A 22,367-nucleotide genomic window follows, 5' to 3' on the forward strand; every position below is an offset into this window, starting at 1 on the left:
CTGCCGGTGCCCCCGCAGGACGCCCTCACCGTGGCCGTACGGGTGAAGCCGGGCGCCTCCCGGGATGCCGTCGGCGGTCGCTTCGACGGCCCGCACGGTCCCGCCCTGGTGATCGCCGTCCACGCGCGGGCGGTCGACGGTCAGGCGACCGAGGCGGCCCGTCGCGCCCTCGCCGCCGCGCTGGGCGTCCGACCGGCGACGGTGTCGCTGCGCACCGGCGCGGCCAACCGGGACAAGCTCTTCCTCGTCGACCGGCCCGCCCCCGAGCTGTCCGCCGTGCTGCGCCGACTGCGCGACGGAGCCGCGGGGTGAGGACCGCCCGGGTCCGGCAACCGTGACGCCCGGGCTGGACATCGCGCTGCTGCTCAGCGCGGCAGTGCTGTTGGTGGCAGTCGGTGCGGTCCGGCTCTCGAGCCGCCTCGGGGTGCCCAGCCTGCTGGTCTACCTGGCGCTCGGCGTGGCCATCGGCGAGGCCGGGCTGGGCATCCGCTTCGACGACGTCGAGCTGACCCGGACCCTCGGCTTCTGCGCGCTGATCGTGATCATCGCCGAGGGTGGCCTCACCGCCCGGTGGAGCACGCTGCGTCCGGTGCTCGGGCTGGCGTCCGCGCTCTCCACGATCGGTGTGGTCGTCAGCATCGTCGTGGTCGGCGTCGCCGTACACCTGTTGCTGGGTCTGGACTGGCGGTTGGCGCTGCTCTACGGCGCGGTGCTCTCCTCCACCGACGCGGCGGCGGTGTTCGCCACCCTGCGGCGGCTGCGGTTGCCGCCCCGGCTGGTGGCCACACTCGAGGCCGAGTCGGGCATGAACGACGCCCCGGTCGTGCTGCTGGTGGTGCTGCTGTCGCACCCGAGCCTGTCGCATCCGTGGTGGTACGAGGTCGCGCTGGTCTGTTACGAGCTGGGCGTCGGCGCGGCGGTGGGCGTGGGTGCGGGCCTCGCCGGCACCTGGGCGCTACGCCGGGCCGCGCTGCCGTCGGCCGGGCTGTACCCGATCGCGTCGGTGGGGATCACCGTCCTGGCGTACGCCGCCGGCGCCGTGCTGCACGCCTCGGGCTTCCTCGCCGTCTACGTGGCCGGGGTGCTGCTGGGCAACGCCCGTCTGCCGCACCGGCAGGCGATCCTCGGCTTCGCCGACGGGCTGGCGTGGCTCGCGCAGATCGGGCTGTTCGTCCTGCTCGGGTTGCTGGTCTCGCCGGGTCGGTTGGACGCGGCGGTGTTGCCGGCGGTGGTCGCCGGTCTGGCGCTGGTGCTGCTGGCCCGACCGCTGTCGGTCGCCGTCTCGGCGTTGCCGTTCCGGGTCGGCCTGCGGGAGCAGGCGTTCCTGTCCTGGGCCGGGCTGCGGGGGGCGGTGCCGATCGTGCTGGCCACCATCCCGCTCTCGGAACGGGTGCCGGGCGCGGAACGCCTCTTCGACGCGGTGTTCGTGCTGGTGGTGATCTTCACGCTGGTGCAGACCGGCACGCTCGGTCCGCTGGCCCGTCGGCTGGGGACCACCGCGCCGGCCGAGGCCACCGAGATCCACGTGGAGACCGCCCCGCTCGAGCGGATGCGCGCCGACCTGCTGCAACTCGAGGTGCCTCCGGGCTCCCGGCTGGCCGGCGTACACGTCGACGAGTTGCGGTTGCCGCTGGGCGCCTCGGTGACCCTGGTGCTGCGCGACGGGGTGGGTTTCGTGCCCGGCCCGGACACCCGGCTGAAGACCGGCGACAGCCTGCTGATCGTTGCCACCGGTGGGGTGCGCGACGCCGCCGAACGGCGGCTGCGGGCGGTCAGCCGACGGGGTCGGCTGGCCCGATGGTTTGGCGAGTACGGAGATGAAGCGGTCGGTTGATCTGCTAGCGTTCCCTTTGCCCCAGTTAGGCAGAGCTAGGGGCGGTTGAGCGGTGCGACGGTGCGCCACGTTGTGGGACGCCTGTACGTTCCGTATTCTTGCCAACCTCCGGAGTGCGCGGCCATTGTCGCCGTGCGCCCCTTTTCGTACTCAGGGGACGCCTTGGTCGGTGCCCCCTGACCAGGTGCCGCGACCGCGCGGCTCCCCGGCCGAGGGAGCGACCCATGGCGAAGCCAGCCGACACCAGGACCGCCGGCCGCAAGCCGGTGGCCAAGGCCACCCGCAGCGCGGCGGAGACCGAGAAGATCCGGGCGGCGCTGGCGGCGCGGCGGGACGAGCTTCGCGCCGAGTACGATCAGACGCTGAGCGAGATCACCGAGCTGCAGCGCGATCGGTTGACGGACTCGGCCGGGGACGACCAGGCCGACACCGGCACCAAGACGTTCGAGCGGGAGCAGGAGATCTCTCTCGCCAACAGCATCCTGGAACGGATCACGCAGGTCGAGCGCGCCCTGGAGCGCCTCGACGAGGGTGGTTACGGCTGGTGCGAGCGGTGCGGCAACCCGATCCCGGTCGAGCGCCTCGCCGCCTTCCCGTCGGCCACCCTGTGTGTGACGTGCAAGCAGTTGGAGGAGCGGCGCTGAAGCCCGGTCCCCGTCTGCGATGAGACGGTGAGCGATCACCGCCGAGACACCTCGATGGGGAGCGCATGACCGCAGCACCGCCCGCCGAACCCGGCCGCACCGACCCGGACGGCGGCAAGGCCCGTCCCCGGGCTGTCGCGATCCTCGCCGGAGTGGCCCTAGTGGCCCTGCTGGCCGACCTGGTGACCAAGCACCTCGCGCTGGCCGGCCTCACCGACCGCGAGCCGGTCCGGATACTCGGCGGGCTGATCTACCTGAGCCTGACCCGCAACAGCGGCGCCGCGTGGAGCATCGGGGCCGACTACACCTGGGTGTTCCCGCTGATCACCATCGGTGTGGTCGGCTGGATCGTCTGGATGGCGCTGCGGCTGCGCTCGCTGCCGTGGGCGATCTCGCTCGGTCTGGTGCTCGGCGGCGCGCTGGGCAACCTCACGGACCGGATCTTCCGGGCGCCCGGCCCCTTCCACGGCCACGTGGTCGACATGATCAGCGTCTTCGGGCCGTACGGCGAGTACTTCCCGGTGTTCAACCTCGCCGACAGCTCGCTCGTCTGCGGCGTGGTGCTGGCCGTGCTGCTGGAGCTGACCGGTCGTCAACGCGACGGCCGTCGGGCCGGCGGTGACGGCGTCACCGCCGACGCGGACGCCACCGCCGACGCCGAGCAGCGGGAGCGGGCATGACCTCCGCGTTCGCCGCTGGCGGCGACCACCGTTCCCTGCCCGTACCCGACGGTCTCGACGGCATGCGCCTGGACCAGGCGGTGTCCCGGCTGTTCGGTCTCTCCCGGACCGCCGCGGCCGCCCTCGTCGACGCGGGCGACGCCCTCGTCGACGGCGCTGCCCGACCCAACTCGCACAAGGTCAAGGCCGGCTCCTGGCTGGAGGTCACGCTGCCCGCCCCGGTCGCGCCGCCGACCGTCGTGCCGCAGGCGGTGCCGGGCCTGCGCGTCGTGTACGCCGACGACGACATCGTCGTGGTGGACAAGCCGGTCGGTGTCGCCGCGCATCCCAGCCCGGGATGGACCGGCCCTACGGTGATCGGTGCGCTCGCCGCGATCGGCCACCGCATCTCCACCAGCGGCGCAGCCGAGCGCCAGGGCGTGGTGCACCGCCTCGACGTGGGCACCACGGGAATCATGGTGGTGGCCAAGAGCGAGCAGGCGTACACGGCGTTGAAGCGGGCCTTCAAGTACCGCGAGGTCGACAAGGGCTACCACGCCGTGGTGCAGGGCCACCTGGACCCGCTGCGGGGCACCGTCGACGCGCCGATCGACCGGCACCCCACCCACGACTACCGCTGGGCCGTGGTGTCCGGCGGCAAGCCGAGCATCACCCACTACGACACCCTTGAGGCGTTCCCGGCTGCCAGCCTGGTCGACGTCCGGTTGGAGACCGGCCGGACCCACCAGATCCGGGTGCACTTCTCCACCTTGCGGCACCCCTGCGTGGGCGACCTCACGTACGGTGCCGACCCCACCCTCTCGGCCCGTCTCGGACTGTCCCGTCAGTGGCTGCACGCCCGCGAACTGAGCTTTTTGCATCCCCGTTCGGGGGACGAGGTCCGGTTCGTCAGCGACTACCCTGACGATCTGGAACGTGCGCTTGAGATCCTGCGTGACTGAGCGGCGACCACCCGACATCGATCCGACGAGGGGATCCCGCCCGTGCGCGCCGGCAACCTGCTGCGGCAGCTGGACCAACGGCTGTTGCCGCCGCTGACCCGGGCGGTGGCCCGTCTCGGTGATCGTCCGACGCGGTCCGGGGTGCTCACCTGGGTCGCCGTGCTCTCCGCGGCGGCGGTGCTGGGCACGGCCTTCTGGACTGTCGACGACGCTCCGGTGGGCGACCCGACGGTGGGCGAGGTGACCCGCGTGGGGGTGGCCGACGGCGACTCCGTCCCGGGCTACCTGAGCTCCGCGGCGGCTGACCTGGCCGCACTGGGCCCGACCGTGCCGGTCACCGGGGACGGGACGTACGCGCTGGTGACGCTCGACGCGTACCTGCCGCCGCAGCGACTGGCGATGGTGCTCGGCGACGTCCCGGTCTCGACGGTCTTCGGGCGGGTGCCGCTGCCCGGTCGGCAGACCGAGATCGTCCGGATGCCCGCCCTGCGGGTGCCCGACGACGTGGTCGCGCAGATGGAGCGGGTGGCTGCGCGCAAGGACGGCGAGGCCGCCGACTACCGGGCGCGGGCCGCCGCGGTGCGCGGCGACGGCGTCGCCGAGCGCGAGCTACGTGAGCGGTACGTCGTCGACGCCGACGTGGCGAGCGCCGAGGCACAGGCGTACCGCGCCGGGTGCGCCTGTGTCTACGCGGCGGTGGTGCGCGCGGCGCCGGAGGTGTTGCGACGGGTGGCCTCCCGTCCGGACGTGCGGGCCGTCGATCCGGCGCCCGAGGTGTACCGACTCGACCGTACGGTCTTCACGCCGCCACTGCCCGAGCAGAGCGACGTGGTCCGCCCGCCGGCCGACACCGGGCCGAGTCCGACGCCGACGCCGCGCGCGAGCGGAGGGTCGACGTCGAGCACACCGAGGCCGCCGGTGCAGATGGGCGAATCGTCGGAACCCGCACCGCTCGTGACGATTGCGTCACCCGGGCCGCCTCCGGCGGAGACCACCGCGCCTGCCCCGCCAACTGTCGCCACCTCCCCGGACGCGCCCGAAGCCGGCCTGGTGGCACCCTCCCCGTCGTGATCTACGCCGGGTGGCGTGCGTCCCCAGGTGTGGTCCGAATAGGGTTTGGTTCGTAGCCTGTCAGGCAGAGATCGATGGCGCTGGGAGGGCGGGCCGTGGAGGGCAGCGAGACCGGCTGGGGCCGGCCGGCCGAACCAGCGCCGAGGTGGCGGGCGTTGCTCGACCGTGCCCGGCTGGGCGGTCGGGCAGCGGAGCAGCCCGAACCCGAGCCCGAGCGCCGGGCCGACGAGGCGTCCCCGGACCCACTGCCGCGACGCGCGGCCCCCAACGGCTACGCGGGGCGCGCGTCGGCCATCGGGCATCCGGCCGATCTGTCGTACGGCCAGGAGCTCGGCTACCGGGCCGAGGGGACGTACCGGGTCGACCCCGTCTACCGTGCCGAGCCGGCGTACCGCGCTGAGCCGGACTATCGCGCCGAGCCGGCGTACCGCTCGGAGCCGGACTACCGCGCCGAGCCGGCGTACCGGTCCGAGCCGGACTACCGCGCCGAGCCCGTGTACCGGTCCGAGCCCGCGTACCGCTCGGAGCCGGCGTACCAGCCCGAGCCGGACTACCGTGCCGAGCCCGTGTACCGCTCGGAGCCGGCGTACCAGCCCGAGCCGGACTACCGCGCCGAGCCGACGTACCGCGCCGAGCCCGGTTACCGTGCCGAGCCCACCTACCGCGCCGACCCGGGTTACCCGGCCGAGCCCGAGCCGCCGCACCGCGCCGAGCCGGAGTCGCGGTACGCCATCCTGGACAACAGCTACCGGCACGGCAACCCCGCCGGGGAGTCCCGGTACGCGCTGCTGGAGACCGGTTACCAGCCGAAGACCGGCTATCCGGCCTCCGCGCCGCCGGTGACATCGCGGGCCCCCGCGGTCGCGCCGCCACCGGTCGCGCCACCGGTCGCGCCACCGGTCGCGCCACCGCCGGTCGTGCCACCGCCGGTCGTGCCGCCACCGGTCGTGCCGACGGCGGTCGTGCCGCCACCTGCCCCGCCGGTCACCACGTCCCCGGGCTCGGCCCTCGCCGAGCGCGGCTACCCGGCCCGGATCGAGTGGCGTCCACAGGGCGTCGACCAGGAGTTGGAGCGTGCCACCGGCGTGCTCCGCCGCGACCTGGGCACACCTCGGGTGTTCGCGTTCGCCAACCCCAAGGGCGGGGTGCACAAGACCACCGCCACAGTGCTCGCCGCTGCCACCATCGGCAGCGTGCGGGGGCGGGGCGTACTGGCCTGGGACGACAACGAGCTGCGTGGCACCCTCGGGCTGCGCGCCGGCAGCGCCCGGCATGCCCGCACCATCCGGCACCTGATCAGCGATCTCGCCCAGATCGAGATCCTGGAGGGCGCGACCCTGCTGGAGCGGCTGGACGACTACCTGCGGCACGCCTCCGACGGCTCGTACGACGTGCTGGCCGGCGAGGAGAGCCCGCGCTTCGCCCAGCGGCTCGACCAGTTCACCGTCAAGCGGGTGCTCGAACTGCTGCGGCGTACCCACGACATGATCTGCGTGGACACCGGCAACAACGTGGAGAGCGCCAACTGGCGCACCGTGATGCACGCCGCCGACCAACTGGTGGTGACCACCGTCCCCCGCGAGGACGCGGCGTTCAGCGCCGACTGGATGCTCGACCTGCTGCACGAGGAGGGGATGGGCGAGCTGGCCGACAACGCGGTCACCCTCATCTCCTGCCCGACCCCCGGCCGCTCGCCCCTGCAGGACGACCTGGAACGGCACTTCGCCACGCGGACCCGCGCGGTGGCCGTGGTGCCGTACGACCCGGCGTTGGAGACCGGCTCGTCGATCGAGTACCACCAGCTTCAGCCGGAGACCCGCCAGGCGTGGCTGCGCGCCGCCGCGGCCATGGCGGAGCCGTTCGCCCGGTGAGCTGGTTCGCCGCCACCGGCGCCCCGGTCGGTCGCGGGGCCTGAGAGGATCATCGGGTGAGCCCGGACAACCCCGACCCTGAGCGGCACGCCGACACCCTCGACGACCGGCCCGCGCCATCCCGGGCGTCGGCCGCGCCGCCGACGCCGAGCGAGTCGGCGATGCCGCCGGCTCCCGGCGAGTCGGCCATGCCGCCGACGCCGAGCGAGTCGGCGATGCCGCCGGCTCCCGGCGAGTCGGCCATGCCGCCGACGCCGAGCGGGTCGGCGATGCCGCCGGCTCCCGGCGAGTCGGCCATGCCGCCGACGCCGAGTGGGTCGGCGATGCCGCCGGCTCCCGGCGGGTCGGCGATGCCGCCGGCGCCGAGTGGGTCGGCGATGCCGCCGGCTCCGGACGAGTCGGTGATGCCGCCCACGCCGAGCTGGTCGGCCGGGCACTCCGAGTCCGCCGTGTCGCCCGTGTCGAGCGCACCGGCCGGGCCGCCGCTCGGGTCCGACCCCGACGGAAGTCACGCCGCGGCGGCGTACCCGAGTGGGGTGGAGCTGACCTTCGAAGAGCCGCGACGGCCGCTGCGCACGGTGTCGACGGTGCTCGGCGTCGCGCTCGCCCTGGCCGTGCTGGGCGCGCCGCTCGGGCTGCTTTGGGCGGCGCTCGCGCCGGACACCCCGGTGCTCAAGGTCGCCGAGGGCGCAATCTACGCCGAGCCCCAGCCGGAGCAGCCGATCGCCGCGGACGGTTGGTTCAGCCTGCTCGGGCTGGCGTTCGGCGTGCTCGCGGCGCTGGTCCTGTGGTTCGTGCTGCGCCGGCAGCGCGGTCCCGTCGGGCTGCTCGGCGCGGTGCTGGGCACGCTGGCCGCCGCCCCGGTGGCCTGGCAGGTGGGACGTCGGGTCGGGCTGGCGACCTTCGATCGGCTCTTGGACACCGCCCCAGCGGGGCAGGCCTTCACCAAACCCGCCGACCTGCGGGCCGGCGGAGTCGACTGGCTGCTCCACGTGCTGCCCGTGCCGCACGGCAACCTGCTGCTGCCGGCGTTCGGCGCCGCCGTCACGTACACCCTGCTGGCCGGCTGGTCGCGCTGGCCGTCGCTGCGTCCGGAGCCCGACCCGGCGGCATTCAGTTGGGTGTCGGCGGGGACGCCAGCTCCGACAACGGCACCGGAACCGCCCGCACCTGGCGCAGCAGAGCCGCCTCGCGGTTGAGCAGTCGCAGCTCGGCGCGTAGCCGGGCGGCGGTGTCGTCGATCGCGAGGAGCCGCTGCCGGTCGTCGACGGTCAGGGCGGCGGTGGCCGCCACCAGGTGCGACAGCACCGTCGGGTCCTCCGGAAGCTGCTCGGAGATCTCCTCCGGGTCCGGGCGGATCAGCCCCAGGTACTGCCGGAACACGGCGATCACCCGGGCGGCCAGCAGGTCGGCCACCTCGTCCGGCCCGGTGGCCTCGGGCAGCCATTCCACCGCGGCCGTCAGGTAGGGCGTGGAGGCGTCGTCGACGTCGGCGATCCGGAATCGGCGCCGGCCCACCGTGACGATGTCGAAGCCGCCGTCGGCCAGCTCGGTGACCTGGCGCAGCTCGGCGGTGCAGCCCACCTCGTGCAGGGTGACGTCACCGACACCGTTGCCCGCGCGGGCGCCGGGCCCGCTGGGAGCGACCTCCCAGCCGGCCTGGATGGCCACCACGCCGAACTCGCGCGGCGCGCCCTCGGGCAGGTCGACCAGGTGGCGCACCAGGGCGCGGTAACGCTCCTCGAAGACGTGCAGTGGCAGCACCAACCCGGGAAAGAGCACCGTTGCGAGCGGGAACACCGGCAGCCGTGCGGTCACGCCGTCGAGCCTAACCAATCGCGTCCGCGACGGCGTGGCCCGGCTCACCGTCCCGCCGTGCGGGCGGCTGGGGTGGGCGACGGGCGGGCCGCCTAGACTCGCAAGAGTGCTGAATCGGATCGACCTGCGCGACGGTCTCGGCGACCCGCGCCGTCTGCTGCCCCGTGCCCAGCTCGACGTGTCGGTGGCCGTCGAGCGGATCAAGCCGCTCGTCGAGGCGGTCCGTGAGCATGGGTACCCGGCGATCCGGGAGGCAAGTGAACGGTTCGACGGCATCTCGCCGGAGGTGCTGCGGGTGCCCGTCGAGGCGATCACCGAGGCCGAGGGGGTGCTCGACCCGGCGGTGCGTGCGGCGCTGCTGGAGTCGATCAGCCGGGCCCGCAAGGTGCACGCCGACCAGCGGCGCACCGACCACGTCACCCAGGTGGTGCCCGGCGGCACGGTCACCGAGCGGTGGCTGCCCGTCGACCGGGTCGGCCTCTACGTCCCCGGCGGCCTGGCCATGTACCCGTCGACGGTGGTGATGAACGTGGTGCCGGCCCAGGCGGCCGGTGTGCGCTCGCTGGTGGTGGTCAGCCCGCCGCAGAAGGACAACGGCGGCCTGCCCGACCCCCGCGTACTCGCGGCGTGCGCGCTGCTCGGCGTCGACGAGGTGTACGCGGTCGGCGGTGCGCAGGCGGTCGCGATGCTGGCGTACGGGTCTGCCGTCGACCCGGGTGGTGAGCTGCGCTGCGAGCCCGTCGACCTGGTCACCGGCCCGGGCAACATCTGGGTGACGGCCGCCAAGCGGCTGCTGCGCGGTGTGGTCGGCATCGACGCCGAGGCCGGCCCGACGGAGATCGCCATCCTGGCCGACGACAGCGCCGACCCGGCGCACGTCGCCGCCGACCTGATCAGTCAGGCCGAGCACGATCCGCTCGCGGCGAGCGTGCTGGTCACCCCGTCGGTGGCGCTCGTCGAGGCGGTCGAGGCGGAGCTGGCCTGGCAGGTGCCGGCCACCAAGCACGCCGAGCGGGTGACGACGGCGCTGACCGGCGAGCAGAGCGGCGTGGTCCTGGTCGACGACCTGGAGGCGGGGCTGCGGGTCGTCGACGCGTACGCGGCCGAGCACCTGGAGATCCAGACGGTCGACGCCCGCCAGTGGGCGCTGCGGGTGCGCAACGCCGGGGCGATCTTCGTGGGGGCCTGGTCCCCGGTGTCGCTCGGTGACTACTGCGCCGGCTCCAACCACGTGCTGCCCACCGGCGGCTGCGCCCGGCACTCGTCCGGGCTGTCGGTGCAGTCGTTCCTGCGCGGGGTGCACCTCATCGAGTACACCGAGGCCGCGCTGCGTGACGTGGCGCCGCACGTCGTCACCCTGGCGAACGTGGAGGACCTGCCGGCGCACGGACAGGCCGTGCAGGCCCGCTTCCCGGGAGGATCGGCGTGAGCGATCTTGACGACCTGCCGATCCGCGACGACCTGCGGGGGCTGACGCCGTACGGGGCGCCGCAGCTCGACGTGGCCGTGCGACTCAACACCAACGAGAACTCCTACCCGGTGCCGGAGCCGGTCGTCGAGGCGATCGGCAAGGCGCTCGCGGCCGAGTTGCGCGACCTGAACCGCTACCCGGACCGGGACGCGGTGGCGCTGCGCGCCGACCTGGCCGGCTATCTCGGGCACGGCCTCACCGTCGAGCAGGTGTGGGCGGCGAACGGCTCCAACGAGATCCAGCAGCAGCTTCTCCAGGCGTTCGGGGGGCCGGGGCGCAGCGCGCTGGGCTTCGTTCCGGCGTACTCGATGCATCCGCTGCTGTCCCTCGGCACCGGCACCCGGTGGGTGCCGGCGCGGCGCGGCGTCGACTTCGGGCTGACGGCCGACGAGGCGGTCGCCCAGGTCCGCGAGCACCAGCCCGACGTGGTCTTCCTCTGCTCACCGAACAACCCGACCGGCACCGCTCTGGATCCGGCGGTCGTCGCCGCCGTGCTCGACGTCGCGCCCGGCATGGTGGTCGTCGACGAGGCGTACGCCGAGTTCGCCCGGTCCGGCACGGTCAGCGCCCTCGCGGTGCTGCCCGGCCACCCGCGGCTCGTGGTGACCCGCACGATGAGCAAGGCGTTCGGCTTCGCCGGCGGCCGGCTCGGCTACCTGGCCGCCGACGCGGCGGTGGTGCGGGCGGTGCAGCTCGTCCGGCTGCCCTACCACCTGTCCGCGCTGACCCAGGCCGCCGCCCGCGCGGCGCTGGCCCACCGCGACGCCCTGCTCGGTACGGTGGCCGCGGTCATGGCGCAGCGGGACCGGATCGTGGCGACGCTGCGCGGTCGCGGTCTGCGGGTGGCCGACAGTGACGCCAACTTCGTGCTGTTCGAGGTAGGCGGCGACCAGGCCGCCGTCTGGCGTGCCCTGCTGGAGCAGGGGGTACTGGTCCGTGACGTCGGCCTACCCGGCTGGCTACGGGTGACCGCCGGCACGCCCGCCGAGACCGACGCCTTCCTAGCTGCAATGGAGACCCTGCGATGAGCCGGACCGCCCGGGTGGAGCGGATCACCAAGGAGACCAAGGTCCTCGTCGAGATCGACCTCGACGGCACCGGCACGGCCGAGATCAGCACCGGCGTGGGCTTCTACGACCACATGCTGAACCAGATCGCCCGGCACGGCGGCTACGACCTGACCGTACGCACGGTGGGCGACCTGGAGATCGACGCGCACCACACGATGGAGGACACGGCCCTCGCGCTGGGCGCTGCGTTCGACCAGGCGCTGGGCGACAAGGCCGGCATCCGGCGGTACGGGTCGGCGACCGTCCCGATGGACGAGGTGCTGGTCCGGGCCGCGGTGGACCTGTCCGGCCGGCCGTACGTGGTGCACGACGAGCCGGTCCTCGCGCCGTACATCGGGCCGGTCTACCCGACCAGCATGACTCGGCACATCTGGGAGTCGTTCGGCCAGGCGGCCCGGGTCACGCTGCACGTCGACGTGCTGCGGGCGGCGCGCCCCGGTGGGAACCCGGACGCGCACCACGTGGTGGAGGCCCAGTTCAAGGCGGTTTCGCGGGCCCTGCGCGAGGCCACCGCGATCGACCCGCGGGCGGCGGGCGCGATTCCGAGCACGAAGGGCGCGCTCTGATGAGCGCGAGGAGTGTAGCGCAGCGGAGCCCCGCAGTCGCGAATGGAAGGTGGCTCTGATGAGCGCCGCGTTGCCGACGTTGCTGCTGATCCTGGCCGGGGTGCTGGTGGGTGGGGCGTGGTCGCTGCACCGACAGGGCGCTCCGCGTGGCGCCGTCGTGGTCACCGGGCTGCTGGCGCTGCTCGCCACGGCGGCCGGGGTGCTCCGGCTGATTCCGGGGTCGGGGTCGTGACCGCCGACGTGGTGGTGCTCGACTACGGCTCGGGCAACTTGCGCTCGGCGGAGCGGGCGATGGCCGCGGCCGGCGCGACCGTCCGGGTGACCGACGACCTGGCCGTGGCGGCCGCCGCCGATGGTCTGGTGGTGCCGGGCGTGGGCGCGTACGCCGCCTGCATGGCGGGTATCGACGCGCTGGGCGCGGGTCCGGTCATCGCGGAGCGGGTGGCCGCGGGTCGGCCGGTGCTCGGCATCTGTGTGGGCATGCAGGTGCTGTTCGAGCACGGCGAGGAGCACGGGGTGGTGACGAAGGGCCTCGGGCTGCTGCCCGGCGGGGTGACCCGGTTGGCCGCGCACCGCCTGCCGCACATGGGCTGGAACACGGTCCGCGCGCCCCGAGGGTCGGTGCTGTTCGCCGGGTTGCCGGCCGAGAGCCGGTTCTACTTCGTGCACTCGTACGCGATGGGTGACCCGGCGGCGCTGGCGGGCGCGGGCGCGCTGGTGACCACGGCCCACCACGACACGGACTTCGTGGCGGCGGTGGAGCGCGGGCCGCTGTCGGCGGCGCAGTTCCACCCGGAGAAGTCCGCAGACACCGGTGCCGTGTTGCTGCGTAACTGGCTCGCCACCCTGCCCGCCGGTGGCTGAGCGTCGACGCCCCTCGCCGTCCGACCGGTGGGCGTCGCGGTGAGTCGCGAGCGGGCGCGCCGGCGGGCGGAACGTGCGGCGGAGCTGGCGCGGGAGCGGGCGGTCCGGCAGCGCTGGGTGGCACGGCGCCAGCGCCGCCGCGCGGTTCTGCGCCGGTTGACGCCGCAGGTCCGGCGGGGCCGTGCGGGCCGGCTGGCCCGGCACACTCGGGGTGAGCGCGCGGCGATCGTGCTGCTCACCGGCGCGGCGATGATCCTGATCTGGACGTTCGTCGACGACCTGGCGCTCCGTGTCGCGTTGATCGTGCTGTTGCTGCTCGTACTGCCGGCGATCGTGGTGATCGTCCTGGACCGCCGTACCTGATCGAGGAGAAGACGTTGAGCCTCACCCTTTTGCCCGCCGTGGACGTCGCCGACGGCCGGGCCGTCCGGCTCGTGCAGGGCGCCGCCGGCAGCGAGAGCGTCTACGGCGACCCGCTGGACGCGGCGCTGGCATGGCAGCGCGACGGCGCCGAGTGGATCCACCTGGTCGACCTGGACGCGGCGTTCGGTCGGGGCAGCAACGCGCACCTGCTCGCCGAGGTGGTGCGCCAGATGGACGTGCAGGTCGAGCTCTCCGGTGGCATTCGCGACGATGAGTCGCTGCGCGCCGCGCTGGGCACCGGGGCGACCCGGGTGAACATCGGCACCGCCGCCCTGGAAGACCCGGAGTGGTGCGACCGGGTGGTCGGGGAGTACGGCGACCGGGTCGCCATCGGGCTGGACGTCCGGGGTCAGACGCTGTCCGCGCGGGGGTGGACCCGCGACGGCGGTGACCTGTACGAGGTGCTGGAGCGCCTGGACAAGGCGGGCGCCACGCGGTACGTGGTCACCGACATCACCAAGGACGGCACCATGCGCGGGCCGAACCTGGACCTGCTGCGTAACGTGTGCGCGCGGACCGACCGGCCGGTGATCGCCTCCGGCGGTGTGTCCACGCTGGACGACCTGCGGGCGCTGGCCACGCTGGAGCCGCTGGGCGTGGAGGGCGTGATCGCCGGCAAGGCGCTGTACGCGGGCGCGTTCACGGTGGCCGAGGCGCTGCGCACCCTGGCCGAGGCGTGACGGTCACCCGGCTGGGGTCGGGAGGGCCGTGGGAGCAGAGCTACGGCTACTCCCGGGTGGTCCGGGCCGGCGATCTTGCCCTCACGGCGGGCTACGTCGGCGACCGCTGACCGCGTCGGTGGCGGTCGTCACGGCGGCACTTTGCCCGACTGGTTGTGCACAACTTAATTGCGGGCTACGGTTCACCGGTGACCGATGACCTGGTGCTGCGCCGGCAGGTGTGCTTCGCGCTCTACGCCGCGTCGCGCGCCCTCACCGACGTGTACCGGCCGATCCTCGACGAGGTCGGGCTGACCTACCCGCAGTACCTGGTGCTGCTGGTCCTCTGGGAACGCCCCGACGACCCGCCCACGGTGTCCGAGCTGGGCGCCGAGCTGCGGCTCGACTCCGGCACGCTCTCCCCGCTGCTCAAGCGGCTGGAGAGCGCCGGCCTGGTGGCGCGCCGGCGTTCGGCGCGCGACGAACGGCGGGTCGAGGTGAGCCTCACCGAGCAGGGTCGGGCGCTGCGGGCACGGCTCTGCGGCGTCCCGCTGCGGATCGCGCAGGCCACCGGGCTGGGCATCGACGAGCTTGTCGCGATGCGCGACACCCTCATCCGGGTCACCGAGACCATCCACCGACAGAAGGAGCAGTGACCACCATGAAGGTTCTCTACACCGCGTCCGCGACCGCCACCGGTGACGGCCGGGACGGCCACGTCGAGACCTCTGACGGCACCTTCGCACTGGACCTGGCGTCGCCGAAGGAGTTGGGTGGCGAGGGTGGCGGCACCAACCCCGAGCAGCTCTTCGCCGCCGGCTACGCCGCCTGCTTCCACAGCGCTCTGCGCATCGTCGGCCGCCGTGCCAAGGCCGACGTGACCGGTTCCGTCGTCTCCGCCGAGGTCGGCATCGGCGGAGACGGCAGCGGTGGCTTCGGGCTCACCGCGCAGCTCGTCGTCGACCTGCCGGCAGTTCCCCGCGAGACCGCCGAGCAGCTCGTCGAGCAGGCCCACCAGGTCTGCCCGTACTCGAACGCCACCCGCGGCAACATCGACGTCGTGCTGACCGTCCGCGAGACCCTGGCCGCCTGACCGTCGCGGCCCCGGACCCCACCCGCGTACGAGAGGGCGACCCCCGATGACCAGCAACCGCGAGATCCACCTGGCCCGCCGCCCCGAGGGCTGGCCCACCGAGGACACCTTCCGACTCGTCGAGACCGACGTCCCGACGCCCGGACCGGGCCAGATCGTGGTCCGCAACCAGTACGTCTCCGTTGACCCGTACATGCGGGGACGGATGAACGACGTCAAGTCGTACGTGCCGCCGTTCGCGCTCGACGCCCCGCTGGACGGGGCCGCCGTCGGCGAGGTGGTGGCCAGCGAGTCGGCCGACCTCGCCGTCGGCGACACCGTGCTGCACGGGCTCGGCTGGCGGGAGTACGCGCTGCTCGACGCCAGCCGTGCGCGCAAGGTCGACGCGACCCTCGCCCCGGCCAGCGCGTACCTGGGCATACTCGGCATGCCCGGACTGACCGCGTACGCCGGCCTGCTGGAGGTCGCCGCCCTGCAGCCCGGCGAGACGGTCTTCGTCTCCGCCGCGGCCGGCTCGGTCGGCAGCCTGGTGGGCCAGATCGCCAAGCTCAAGGGCGCGGGCCGGGTCATCGGCAGCGCCGGCTCGGCGGCCAAGGTCGAGCGGCTCCGGGCGCTCGGCTTCGACGCCGCGTTCGACTACCACGACGGGCCGGTCCGCGACTCGTTGCGCGCGGCTGCCCCGGACGGCGTCGACGTCTACTTCGACAACGTCGGTGGCGACCACCTGGAGGCGGCGATCTCGGCCATGAACCTGCACGGCCGGGTCGCGATCTGCGGCATGATCGCGCAGTACAACGCCACCGAGCCGCCCGCCGCGCCGCGCAACCTGGCGCTGGTCATCGGCAAGCGGCTCACCCTGCGCGGGTTTTTGGTCAACGACCACAACGACGTGCGCGCGACGTTCGTCCGGGACGTCGCCGGCTGGCTGCGCGAGGGCAAACTCTCCTACGACGAGACGGTCGTCGACGGCATCGAGAACGCCCCGAAGGCCTTCCTCGGCCTGCTGCGCGGCGAGAACCTGGGCAAGATGCTTGTCCGGGTGTGACGTGGACGTCCTGCGCGGCGGTCGACCCCTCGGGTCGGCCGCCGCGCCGCACGTGGAGGATAGGCTGACGGCATGACGGTGGCGGTACGGGTGATCCCCTGTCTCGACGTGGACGCCGGGCGGGTGGTCAAGGGAATCAACTTCCTCGACCTGCGCGACGCCGGCGACCCGGTCGAGCTGGCCGCCGCGTACGACCGGGCCGGCGCCGACGAGCTGACCTTCCTCGATGTCACCGCGTCGTCCAGCGACCGGGGCACCATGCTCGACGTGGTGCGCCGCACCGCCGAGTCGGTCTTCATCCCGCTCACCGTCGGGGGCGGGGTCCGGCAGGTCGGCGACGTCGACACGCTGCTGCGCGCCGGGGCCGACAAGGTCGGCGTGAACACCGCCGCCATCGCGCGGCCGGAGCTGATCGCCGAGATCGCCGACCGGTTCGGCCGGCAGGTGCTCGTGCTCTCCCTCGACGTACGCCGCGCGCCAGCCGGCGGCACGCCCAGTGGGTTCGAGGTCACCACCCACGGCGGCCGACGCGGCACCGGCATCGACGCGGTGGGCTGGGCCCGGCAGGTGGCCGAGCTGGGCGCGGGGGAGATCCTGCTCAACTCGATGGACGCCGACGGCACCAAGGCGGGCTTCGACCTGGAACTGATCGGCGCGGTGCGGGCCGTGGTAGACGTGCCGGTCGTAGCCAGCGGCGGGGCCGGTGAGGTGGCGCACTTCCCGCCCGCGATCGGGGCCGGGGCCGACGCGGTCCTCGCGGCCAGCGTCTTCCACTTCGGCGAGCTGACCGTCGGCGAGGTCAAGGACGCTCTGCGCCGCAACGGCCACCCGGTGCGCTAGCCGGGGCGAGGGCTGCCGCCGCACTGGGACTCTGAGCTTCCCCTCTTCGTGGATCACGCGGTAAGCCGAAGGAACCTCAGGCGAAGGGCGGGTAGAAAGCAGCGGATGTCTTACGTCGACGGTGTGGGTTGTACTGAGGATCTGACAACGTGGGTGCCATCTGGCGTCTATCTGGGGCGGGCGTCGGTGCCCGCTGAGGTAGCCGCGGCCCCGCCGGTTCGGGGACTACACCTCGTCCATGTTGATGCGGGGCTGGCCGCGCCCGAAGCGGTGGGGGCTGTGGCGGCGCAGTCGGTAAGTGTGGCGGCGCGGTCGGTGAATGTTCCGCCGGCGTCGGTCGTTGCGGACCTTGACCTGGAGGGGGCGAAGGCTCGGGCTGACGAGTTTCACATGCCGGTGTATCTGCCCCGCGGCGTTCTGACCACCTTTGATCATTTTCGGGTGCTGCCGATAGGTGCCTTGGGACTTCCGGCCGGCCATTTCGACGCAGCTTACGTATTGGTGTTGCCGAAAGAGCATGTGCTCGCAAAGCATCCGGGGGTGCCGCTCGGCGCCCAGCTGGTGGCCGGACCGGTGATGCCGGGTGCGGTTCGGTGGCTCGATGGCCGGGCCGAGGTTGGTTTGCCGCAGCCGATCGTCAACGCCCGTTTTGGTCACCTCGGTGGCGCTGCGATACGCGCCGCGCGGCCTGGTCAGATCCGGCAGATCAGCGGCGGAGTGATAGGGCTGTGGCGTGAACTGGCCGGCCTGACACCCGGTCAAGCGATGCTGGTGTCTGCGCGCGACGGCGCGGGAGGGGGCATCGAGAGCCCGGTGGCGATCCGTTTGCCGGATGGGATAGCTCTGGTGCACGACACACCTGCGGGGGTCCGTGCCGCGACGCTGCCCGACCGTCCGAGCGAGCTCAGCGTTGTCCCGGTGAGCGTGCCATCGTCGACGATCGAGTTCACCGGCGCCGCGAGAGACAGCGTCCACCACGGTGTCAGAGCGGCGCTGACTGCCGAGGAGCTGACCACGGCGACTGCACTCGGGCCGCTGCCGGTGCGGAGTGTGGTTCTAGAATGGTTGGCTGGGATCAATCCATGGCTGGGTATCGGTGGAGACTTCGTCACCAACTGTGTGTTGGCGGCAATTGGCGTTGACATGGTCCTGCAGGCGCGAGGTTCGCTCCGCGTTCAGGTGCCACCATCGGAGCCGCTGTCGCTGACCTATCTGGAGAACTACGCAAACGACACCGAACGCGGGGTTCGCAGGCCCGAGGGTGGGTTCGGTTTTGTTCAGACAACGATCGGCGAGGTACGCCGGGCGTTGGACGCTTCCCCGGTGTGGGAACGAGGGATCGTAGCAGTGTCAGGAGCGCCCGGTGGCTTGCGACACGTCGTGAACGCGGTGCGACTGCACGACGGTCCTGCGCTAATCGACGGGCAGACCCGTCGCGCTGTCACGATCGCGGATAACACCACGGTGTGGTTTCTCCCGTTGAGCGACGGCATCAGGATCGGCCTTCCCAGCGTCGCAGCTGCGGATGTAGGGGCCGCGCACGCGGGTGCGGCAGGCATCGAGGTGGAGACGCGTACACGCCTTGACCCGCCCGCAGGCCTGACGTGGGACCAGATCTGGGAACTCGGTCCCCTTGCTCAAAGCCCGCACGCGAAGATCGTCATCGACCGGTACCGCCAAAAATGGATTTTCGAGATCGTCACCCATCCTGCCCAGGTGTCGGCGCAGGAAACAGTCGGTCGCATCACGATCGATGCCGCCATCGCCGACGTGCGGGCGGCGTTGAACGCGCTCGCCAACGGTGCAGGAAAGTCTCTGCAGGAGGCGTTGCGCGGCTCGAACTTCGAGGTCACCGCAGCGGGGGCGGGGATCACTGTTCTCGGGACAACTAAGCCTTTGGATACGGCGACCCTATCCACCCATTACACAGTGGGGGTTCCGTTGGCGTATCTCTATCAATTCATGGTGGCTGAATTTGAACGGAGATCCAACTCGACGACTTCCTCGGCGCGCGCCCACGCGGAGTCTCATCATGCTCAATCGTTAATGTATGCCGCGAAGGTGGTTTGCTCGTACGGCGGGGTCCCACGCCTCGAAGGATACGAGGCAGTTATGGGGATTACACGAGACCGGAACCCGGGCACCCGTGCAATGGCGGGTTTCCTTGCGCTCGCATACACTCAGGTCGCAGCAGTGATTTCTGGCTCTATGGATTCTGGCAGCCTGCCCAAGAATTTCACGATGATCGCCAGCCGCACCGCACTATCCGCCGTGCGGGCGGCTCTTCCGTCGGGCATTCGCGGTTGGCTCGAAGCGAACGCGGACAACCTTGCAACTGATCTTGTGGAATATTACGATTCCATGATGCATTCTTCTCCCGAAGGTTGTTCCAGGAGAGCTAAACGTCACCTCGCTCGGACAGTGGAAAAACCCGATCGCTCCGGCGTCTTTCGCGTCAGCGATTACCTCAGCAGCATCTTCGCCGCTGATGCTCCACTCATCGACCAAAATCAGGCTCTAGAGATCCGCACCCACATGACCACCCTCGACGACGGCCACGAGAAACTTGAAAGCTCGCCCCTTGTCGTCGTCGAGTTGCGTCGGCACCACGCATCGCGTCCAACCCTTGCCGAACTGGAGGAAGAATTCAGGTCCCTCGTCCGTCGTGTGGGCGATCAAATGGATTCACAGGTGGACCGGACCGATATCGGTTCAGGCAGTGCCTTCGGCACCGCTGACGCCGGCGTGGTGGCTCCCGTGCCAGGGAACGCCCGACTCCCTAACCACCAGTCGGACCAGGACGAGCCGCTGACGGAGGATGTGATTCTTCCGCCGGGTAACCGGGTGGACGCGCCGGAGTCGCGTCTTTACTGGGTTGGCAGCGCACCGTCTCAGCTGCTAAGCGGCGAGATCCGCAAGGCCGCTGTGGGCTTCGGCGGCCCGGTCATCTTCCTCGGCGGTGCCAGGGACGCCAACAACGTGCGTGACGTGCGGCGCCTGGTACAGCAGTTCGCGCTCAAACAGCAGCAGCCCGTGTTGGTCACCCGGGACAACCCGGAACCGCTGCACCGCATGGCGGCCACCTATGGCATCAGCATCGTGCATCCCGTCGCCAAGCCAAAGGCCACCGCTTCCGGCGGTCCGCCGACCGCGGCACTGGACCCTGTGTGGCGTGTCACCGGCGGCGACGGCACCACCGAGGACATGGGCGCCACATTCACGTCACCGCTGCTGACCAGCGCGGCTGCCCACGCCAAGCGCGCCACCACCACGACCAGTCGCGCGCTGGCCAAGCTTCTGCTCGCACCGGACCGAGCCACGAAACTGGAACTGCTCACCACCCACCACGAGGAACTCACCAGCCAACGCGCCCGCGACGACCTCGCCACCATCGTCCACCACACCGGCAGCGACACCTGGTTCCGCAAAACCGCACCACTGCTGGGCGAGCTCGGCGCGCCAGACAAAGCCACCTTCGTCCTCGACTACCAAGAAGCCCACAACCCCGTCGAACGCGACCACCTCCTCATCGACGCCCCAGGCCGCGGTATCGACGTCGACCTGCGCATACACCTCATCGATGAATCCGGGCACTCCACCGCCGGCGCCGTCACCGTCATGTACGCGATCGACCTGACATTCACTGACGGACTACCCGCTGCCCTGAAGTACGTCACACAACACTCCACCAACCTGCCCGCCACCTCACGACAACGCTGGGTCGACGCCATCGTCCACCTCGCACAAGGCCATGACACACACAAACAAACCGAGCTCCGCCAACTCGCCGCACGCGTCCTGGAATGCTGAACATCGGTGACCGCGCCTTCGGTAGGCCTGCGAACCGAACTGTCCCCGCGCCAGAAGGCCATGTTCGCCAAGCTGAAGATCATTGAACGGCCCCGGCATCATCAACGCGACATCCGCAACCGCCTCACCAGCACGAACGCCACAGCCCTAGTGGCACGCCCTGTCGCCGGGCCAACCCGTGTTTGCCCAGCTCAAGCCGCAGATTCGCGGTCTATGTCGACGCGATGCGGAACGCAGGGCTGCGTGCGAGGTGCCGCAGGCGCCGCCGATCTCCTCGCCGCCCGCACGTTCGCGATCATGGCCCCGGCATTGCTGAGGCCTGAGCCCTGAGCGCGTCCGTCAGGTCGAGCATGCGACGACAGGGCCTCATTGGCCGCCGGAGCGGCCCTCGGGGGACCGGCGGGGCGTGGGGATCGAGCGCACGGCGTACTCCTGCACGGCCGCCGCGTGGTCGGCCTCGTCCAGGATCCAGTCGGCGTTACCCGGCGCGTGCCGGCGGCTCAGCACCCCCTGCACGGTGTCCACCATCGTGGCGACGCCGGCCCGGGGGCGGCTGCGCCAGAGCTGCTCACCCTCGGCGGTGATGCGGAACCAGCCGTCGGCGACGGTGACCAGGCCCGCCCCGACCAGCCGCTGGACCGCGGCCTCCACCTCGTGCCGTTCGGGAATCGCGTGTTTGAGGTGGTCTGCGGTGGACAGCACATCGGTCAGACGTACGCCCTCCGGCCGGCGGCTGGTCGCGGAGCGTCGGTGTCGCCCGGCCCCGCTCGCGATCACCAACGACACGAAGATCCATGCGTCGCTCCAGCGCCAACCGTTCTCCCCCATGCAGAGATGATGACGGCGAGCGGCGCGGAAGGGAACACCCACCCTCCAACGAGCCCGCCTGTACCAGCGGGGCGTGCCGGTCCGTGAACGGTCGGTGAGAACTCAGGCGGCCGGGGCGGCGGTGCTTCGCGGCGGATCACCCGCGGTGGCCGCCGGCGGGTCACCCGCGGTGGGGCCCGGCTCGTCGTCCGCGCCGACCGTGCCCGGGGACACCGCGACGAGCGGGATGAAGAACTGCGCCAGCGGGCCGATGGCCAGCGCGTACGCGATGGTGCCCACGCCGACCGTGCCGCCGAGCAGCCAACCCAGTGCGAGCACGGTGACCTCGATGACGGTCCGCACCAGCCGCACCGAGAAGCGCGGTCGGCGGGCGACGAAGCCGGTCATCAGCCCGTCGCGCGGACCGGGACCCAACCGGGCGCCGAGGTAGAGCGCGGTGGCGGCGCCGTTGGCGACGATCCCCGTGATCAACAGGACGATACGGATGCCGAGGGGACCACCGGTGGACAGCAGGGCCAGGGTGGCGTCCACCACCAGGCCGACCACCAGCACGTTGCTGACGGTGCCGAGGCCGGGCCGCTGCCGCAGCGGGATCCACAGCAGCAGCACCAGGGCGCCGACGCCGATGGTGACCGTGCCGAAGGAGAGCCCGGTCAGCTCGGACAACCCCTGGTGGAAGACGTCCCACGGGTCGAGGCCCAGGCCGGAGCGGACCATCAGAGCCATGCTCACCCCGTAGAGGACGAGCCCGGCGTAGAGCTGGCTGAGCCGTCGTACCGGCCGCTCCCGCAGATTGCCAATCAGTGCCATGCATGCCACTCTAGGGGCCAATCCTCCCG

The 22,367-nt window shown here is 72.0% G+C and carries 24 protein-coding genes; 20 read left to right on the top strand and 4 right to left on the bottom strand.

The window, feature by feature from the left end:
- From ACLQ24_RS06115 to ACLQ24_RS06145, 7 genes are all read left to right on the top strand, one after another.
- Positions 1–312, top strand: a complete 312-nt coding sequence (locus tag ACLQ24_RS06115; RefSeq protein WP_425889571.1) for a DUF167 domain-containing protein — start codon at positions 1–3, stop codon at positions 310–312.
- 22 nt (positions 313–334) lie between these two features.
- Positions 335–1,834, top strand: a complete 1,500-nt coding sequence (locus ACLQ24_RS06120; protein ID WP_425889492.1) for a potassium/proton antiporter — start codon at positions 335–337, stop codon at positions 1,832–1,834.
- A 224-nt stretch (positions 1,835–2,058) separates the two neighbouring features.
- A complete protein-coding gene (locus ACLQ24_RS06125) occupies positions 2,059–2,478 on the top strand; it encodes a TraR/DksA family transcriptional regulator (protein ID WP_007463005.1) in 420 nt (139 codons plus the stop codon).
- Between the two features lie 65 nt (positions 2,479–2,543).
- On the top strand, positions 2,544–3,158 hold the full coding sequence (lspA, locus tag ACLQ24_RS06130) for a signal peptidase II (protein ID WP_425889494.1): 615 nt from the start codon (positions 2,544–2,546) through the stop codon (positions 3,156–3,158).
- Positions 3,155–4,099, top strand: a complete 945-nt coding sequence (locus tag ACLQ24_RS06135; protein ID WP_425889496.1) for an RluA family pseudouridine synthase — start codon at positions 3,155–3,157, stop codon at positions 4,097–4,099. Before lspA ends, ACLQ24_RS06135 begins: the two co-directional genes overlap by 4 nt.
- Positions 4,100–4,141: 42 nt before the next feature.
- Positions 4,142–5,170: a hypothetical protein gene (locus tag ACLQ24_RS06140; protein ID WP_425889498.1), complete on the top strand. Its 1,029-nt coding sequence runs from the start codon at positions 4,142–4,144 to the stop codon at positions 5,168–5,170.
- Between the two features lie 74 nt (positions 5,171–5,244).
- Positions 5,245–7,041 carry an AAA family ATPase gene (locus tag ACLQ24_RS06145; protein ID WP_425889499.1) on the top strand — a complete coding sequence of 599 codons (1,797 nt, stop codon included), beginning with the start codon at positions 5,245–5,247 and terminating at the stop codon, positions 7,039–7,041.
- A 49-nt stretch (positions 7,042–7,090) separates the two neighbouring features.
- Here ACLQ24_RS06145 and ACLQ24_RS06150 read toward each other — a convergent pair whose 3' ends face one another.
- The gene (locus ACLQ24_RS06150) at positions 7,091–7,456 is read right to left on the bottom strand and encodes a hypothetical protein (protein WP_425889500.1); all 366 of its coding nucleotides are present in this window, start codon (positions 7,454–7,456) and stop codon (positions 7,091–7,093) included.
- Here ACLQ24_RS06150 and ACLQ24_RS06155 point away from each other — a divergent pair.
- Positions 7,446–8,240: a DUF2567 domain-containing protein gene (locus tag ACLQ24_RS06155; protein WP_425889501.1), complete on the top strand. Its 795-nt coding sequence runs from the start codon at positions 7,446–7,448 to the stop codon at positions 8,238–8,240. The two genes, ACLQ24_RS06150 and ACLQ24_RS06155, sit on opposite strands and share 11 nt — an antisense overlap.
- On the opposite strand, the gene ACLQ24_RS06160 is transcribed toward ACLQ24_RS06155, so the two are convergent.
- Positions 8,155–8,859, bottom strand: coding sequence for an LON peptidase substrate-binding domain-containing protein (locus tag ACLQ24_RS06160; RefSeq protein WP_425889502.1), 705 nt, complete (start codon positions 8,857–8,859; stop codon positions 8,155–8,157). The two genes, ACLQ24_RS06155 and ACLQ24_RS06160, sit on opposite strands and share 86 nt — an antisense overlap.
- 106 nt (positions 8,860–8,965) lie before the next feature.
- Between ACLQ24_RS06160 and hisD the strand changes: the two genes are divergently transcribed.
- The 12 genes from hisD to ACLQ24_RS06220 all read left to right on the top strand — a co-directional run bounded on the left by hisD (position 8,966) and on the right by ACLQ24_RS06220 (position 20,700).
- The gene (gene hisD, locus ACLQ24_RS06165) at positions 8,966–10,288 is read left to right on the top strand and encodes a histidinol dehydrogenase (RefSeq protein WP_425889503.1); all 1,323 of its coding nucleotides are present in this window, start codon (positions 8,966–8,968) and stop codon (positions 10,286–10,288) included.
- A complete protein-coding gene (locus tag ACLQ24_RS06170; protein ID WP_425889506.1) occupies positions 10,285–11,358 on the top strand; it encodes a histidinol-phosphate transaminase in 1,074 nt (357 codons plus the stop codon). The genes hisD and ACLQ24_RS06170 overlap by 4 nt, the downstream gene beginning before the upstream one ends.
- Positions 11,355–11,966 (top strand): imidazoleglycerol-phosphate dehydratase HisB, encoded by a 612-nt coding sequence (hisB, locus tag ACLQ24_RS06175; protein ID WP_425889508.1) that lies wholly within the window; start codon positions 11,355–11,357, stop codon positions 11,964–11,966. Before ACLQ24_RS06170 ends, hisB begins: the two co-directional genes overlap by 4 nt.
- A 58-nt stretch (positions 11,967–12,024) precedes the next feature.
- Entirely contained in the window at positions 12,025–12,198 is a 174-nt protein-coding gene (locus tag ACLQ24_RS06180) for a hypothetical protein (protein ID WP_425889510.1), read from the top strand.
- Positions 12,195–12,830 carry an imidazole glycerol phosphate synthase subunit HisH gene (gene hisH, locus ACLQ24_RS06185; RefSeq protein ID WP_425889512.1) on the top strand — a complete coding sequence of 212 codons (636 nt, stop codon included), beginning with the start codon at positions 12,195–12,197 and terminating at the stop codon, positions 12,828–12,830. Before ACLQ24_RS06180 ends, hisH begins: the two co-directional genes overlap by 4 nt.
- Positions 12,831–12,869: 39 nt before the next feature.
- A complete protein-coding gene (locus ACLQ24_RS06190) occupies positions 12,870–13,193 on the top strand; it encodes a hypothetical protein (protein WP_425889573.1) in 324 nt (107 codons plus the stop codon).
- A 14-nt stretch (positions 13,194–13,207) separates the two neighbouring features.
- Positions 13,208–13,933 (top strand): bifunctional 1-(5-phosphoribosyl)-5-((5-phosphoribosylamino)methylideneamino)imidazole-4-carboxamide isomerase/phosphoribosylanthranilate isomerase PriA, encoded by a 726-nt coding sequence (gene priA, locus ACLQ24_RS06195; protein WP_425889514.1) that lies wholly within the window; start codon positions 13,208–13,210, stop codon positions 13,931–13,933.
- Positions 13,934–14,121: 188 nt separating this feature from the next.
- Entirely contained in the window at positions 14,122–14,568 is a 447-nt protein-coding gene (locus tag ACLQ24_RS06200) for a MarR family winged helix-turn-helix transcriptional regulator (RefSeq protein ID WP_425889516.1), read from the top strand.
- 5 nt (positions 14,569–14,573) lie between these two features.
- The gene (locus ACLQ24_RS06205) at positions 14,574–15,005 is read left to right on the top strand and encodes an organic hydroperoxide resistance protein (protein ID WP_425889517.1); all 432 of its coding nucleotides are present in this window, start codon (positions 14,574–14,576) and stop codon (positions 15,003–15,005) included.
- A 46-nt stretch (positions 15,006–15,051) separates the two neighbouring features.
- A complete protein-coding gene (locus tag ACLQ24_RS06210) occupies positions 15,052–16,050 on the top strand; it encodes an NADP-dependent oxidoreductase (protein ID WP_425889519.1) in 999 nt (332 codons plus the stop codon).
- A gap of 72 nt (positions 16,051–16,122) precedes the next feature.
- Entirely contained in the window at positions 16,123–16,890 is a 768-nt protein-coding gene (gene hisF, locus ACLQ24_RS06215; RefSeq protein ID WP_425889521.1) for an imidazole glycerol phosphate synthase subunit HisF, read from the top strand.
- A gap of 105 nt (positions 16,891–16,995) precedes the next feature.
- Complete coding sequence (locus ACLQ24_RS06220) at positions 16,996–20,700, top strand: hypothetical protein (RefSeq protein ID WP_425889523.1); 3,705 nt, start codon at positions 16,996–16,998, stop codon at positions 20,698–20,700.
- A gap of 366 nt (positions 20,701–21,066) precedes the next feature.
- On the opposite strand, the gene ACLQ24_RS06225 is transcribed toward ACLQ24_RS06220, so the two are convergent.
- Together ACLQ24_RS06225 and ACLQ24_RS06230 are read right to left on the bottom strand one after the other, a co-directional pair.
- Positions 21,067–21,528: a hypothetical protein gene (locus ACLQ24_RS06225; protein WP_425889524.1), complete on the bottom strand. Its 462-nt coding sequence runs from the start codon at positions 21,526–21,528 to the stop codon at positions 21,067–21,069.
- Between the two features lie 102 nt (positions 21,529–21,630).
- Positions 21,631–22,338 carry a YczE/YyaS/YitT family protein gene (locus ACLQ24_RS06230; protein WP_425889526.1) on the bottom strand — a complete coding sequence of 236 codons (708 nt, stop codon included), beginning with the start codon at positions 22,336–22,338 and terminating at the stop codon, positions 21,631–21,633.
- Positions 22,339–22,367 lie beyond the last annotated feature (29 nt).

Origin of the sequence: Micromonospora sp. DT4, assembly GCF_049841675.1 — a bacterium.
In the GTDB taxonomy this organism is placed as follows: domain Bacteria; phylum Actinomycetota; class Actinomycetes; order Mycobacteriales; family Micromonosporaceae; genus Micromonospora.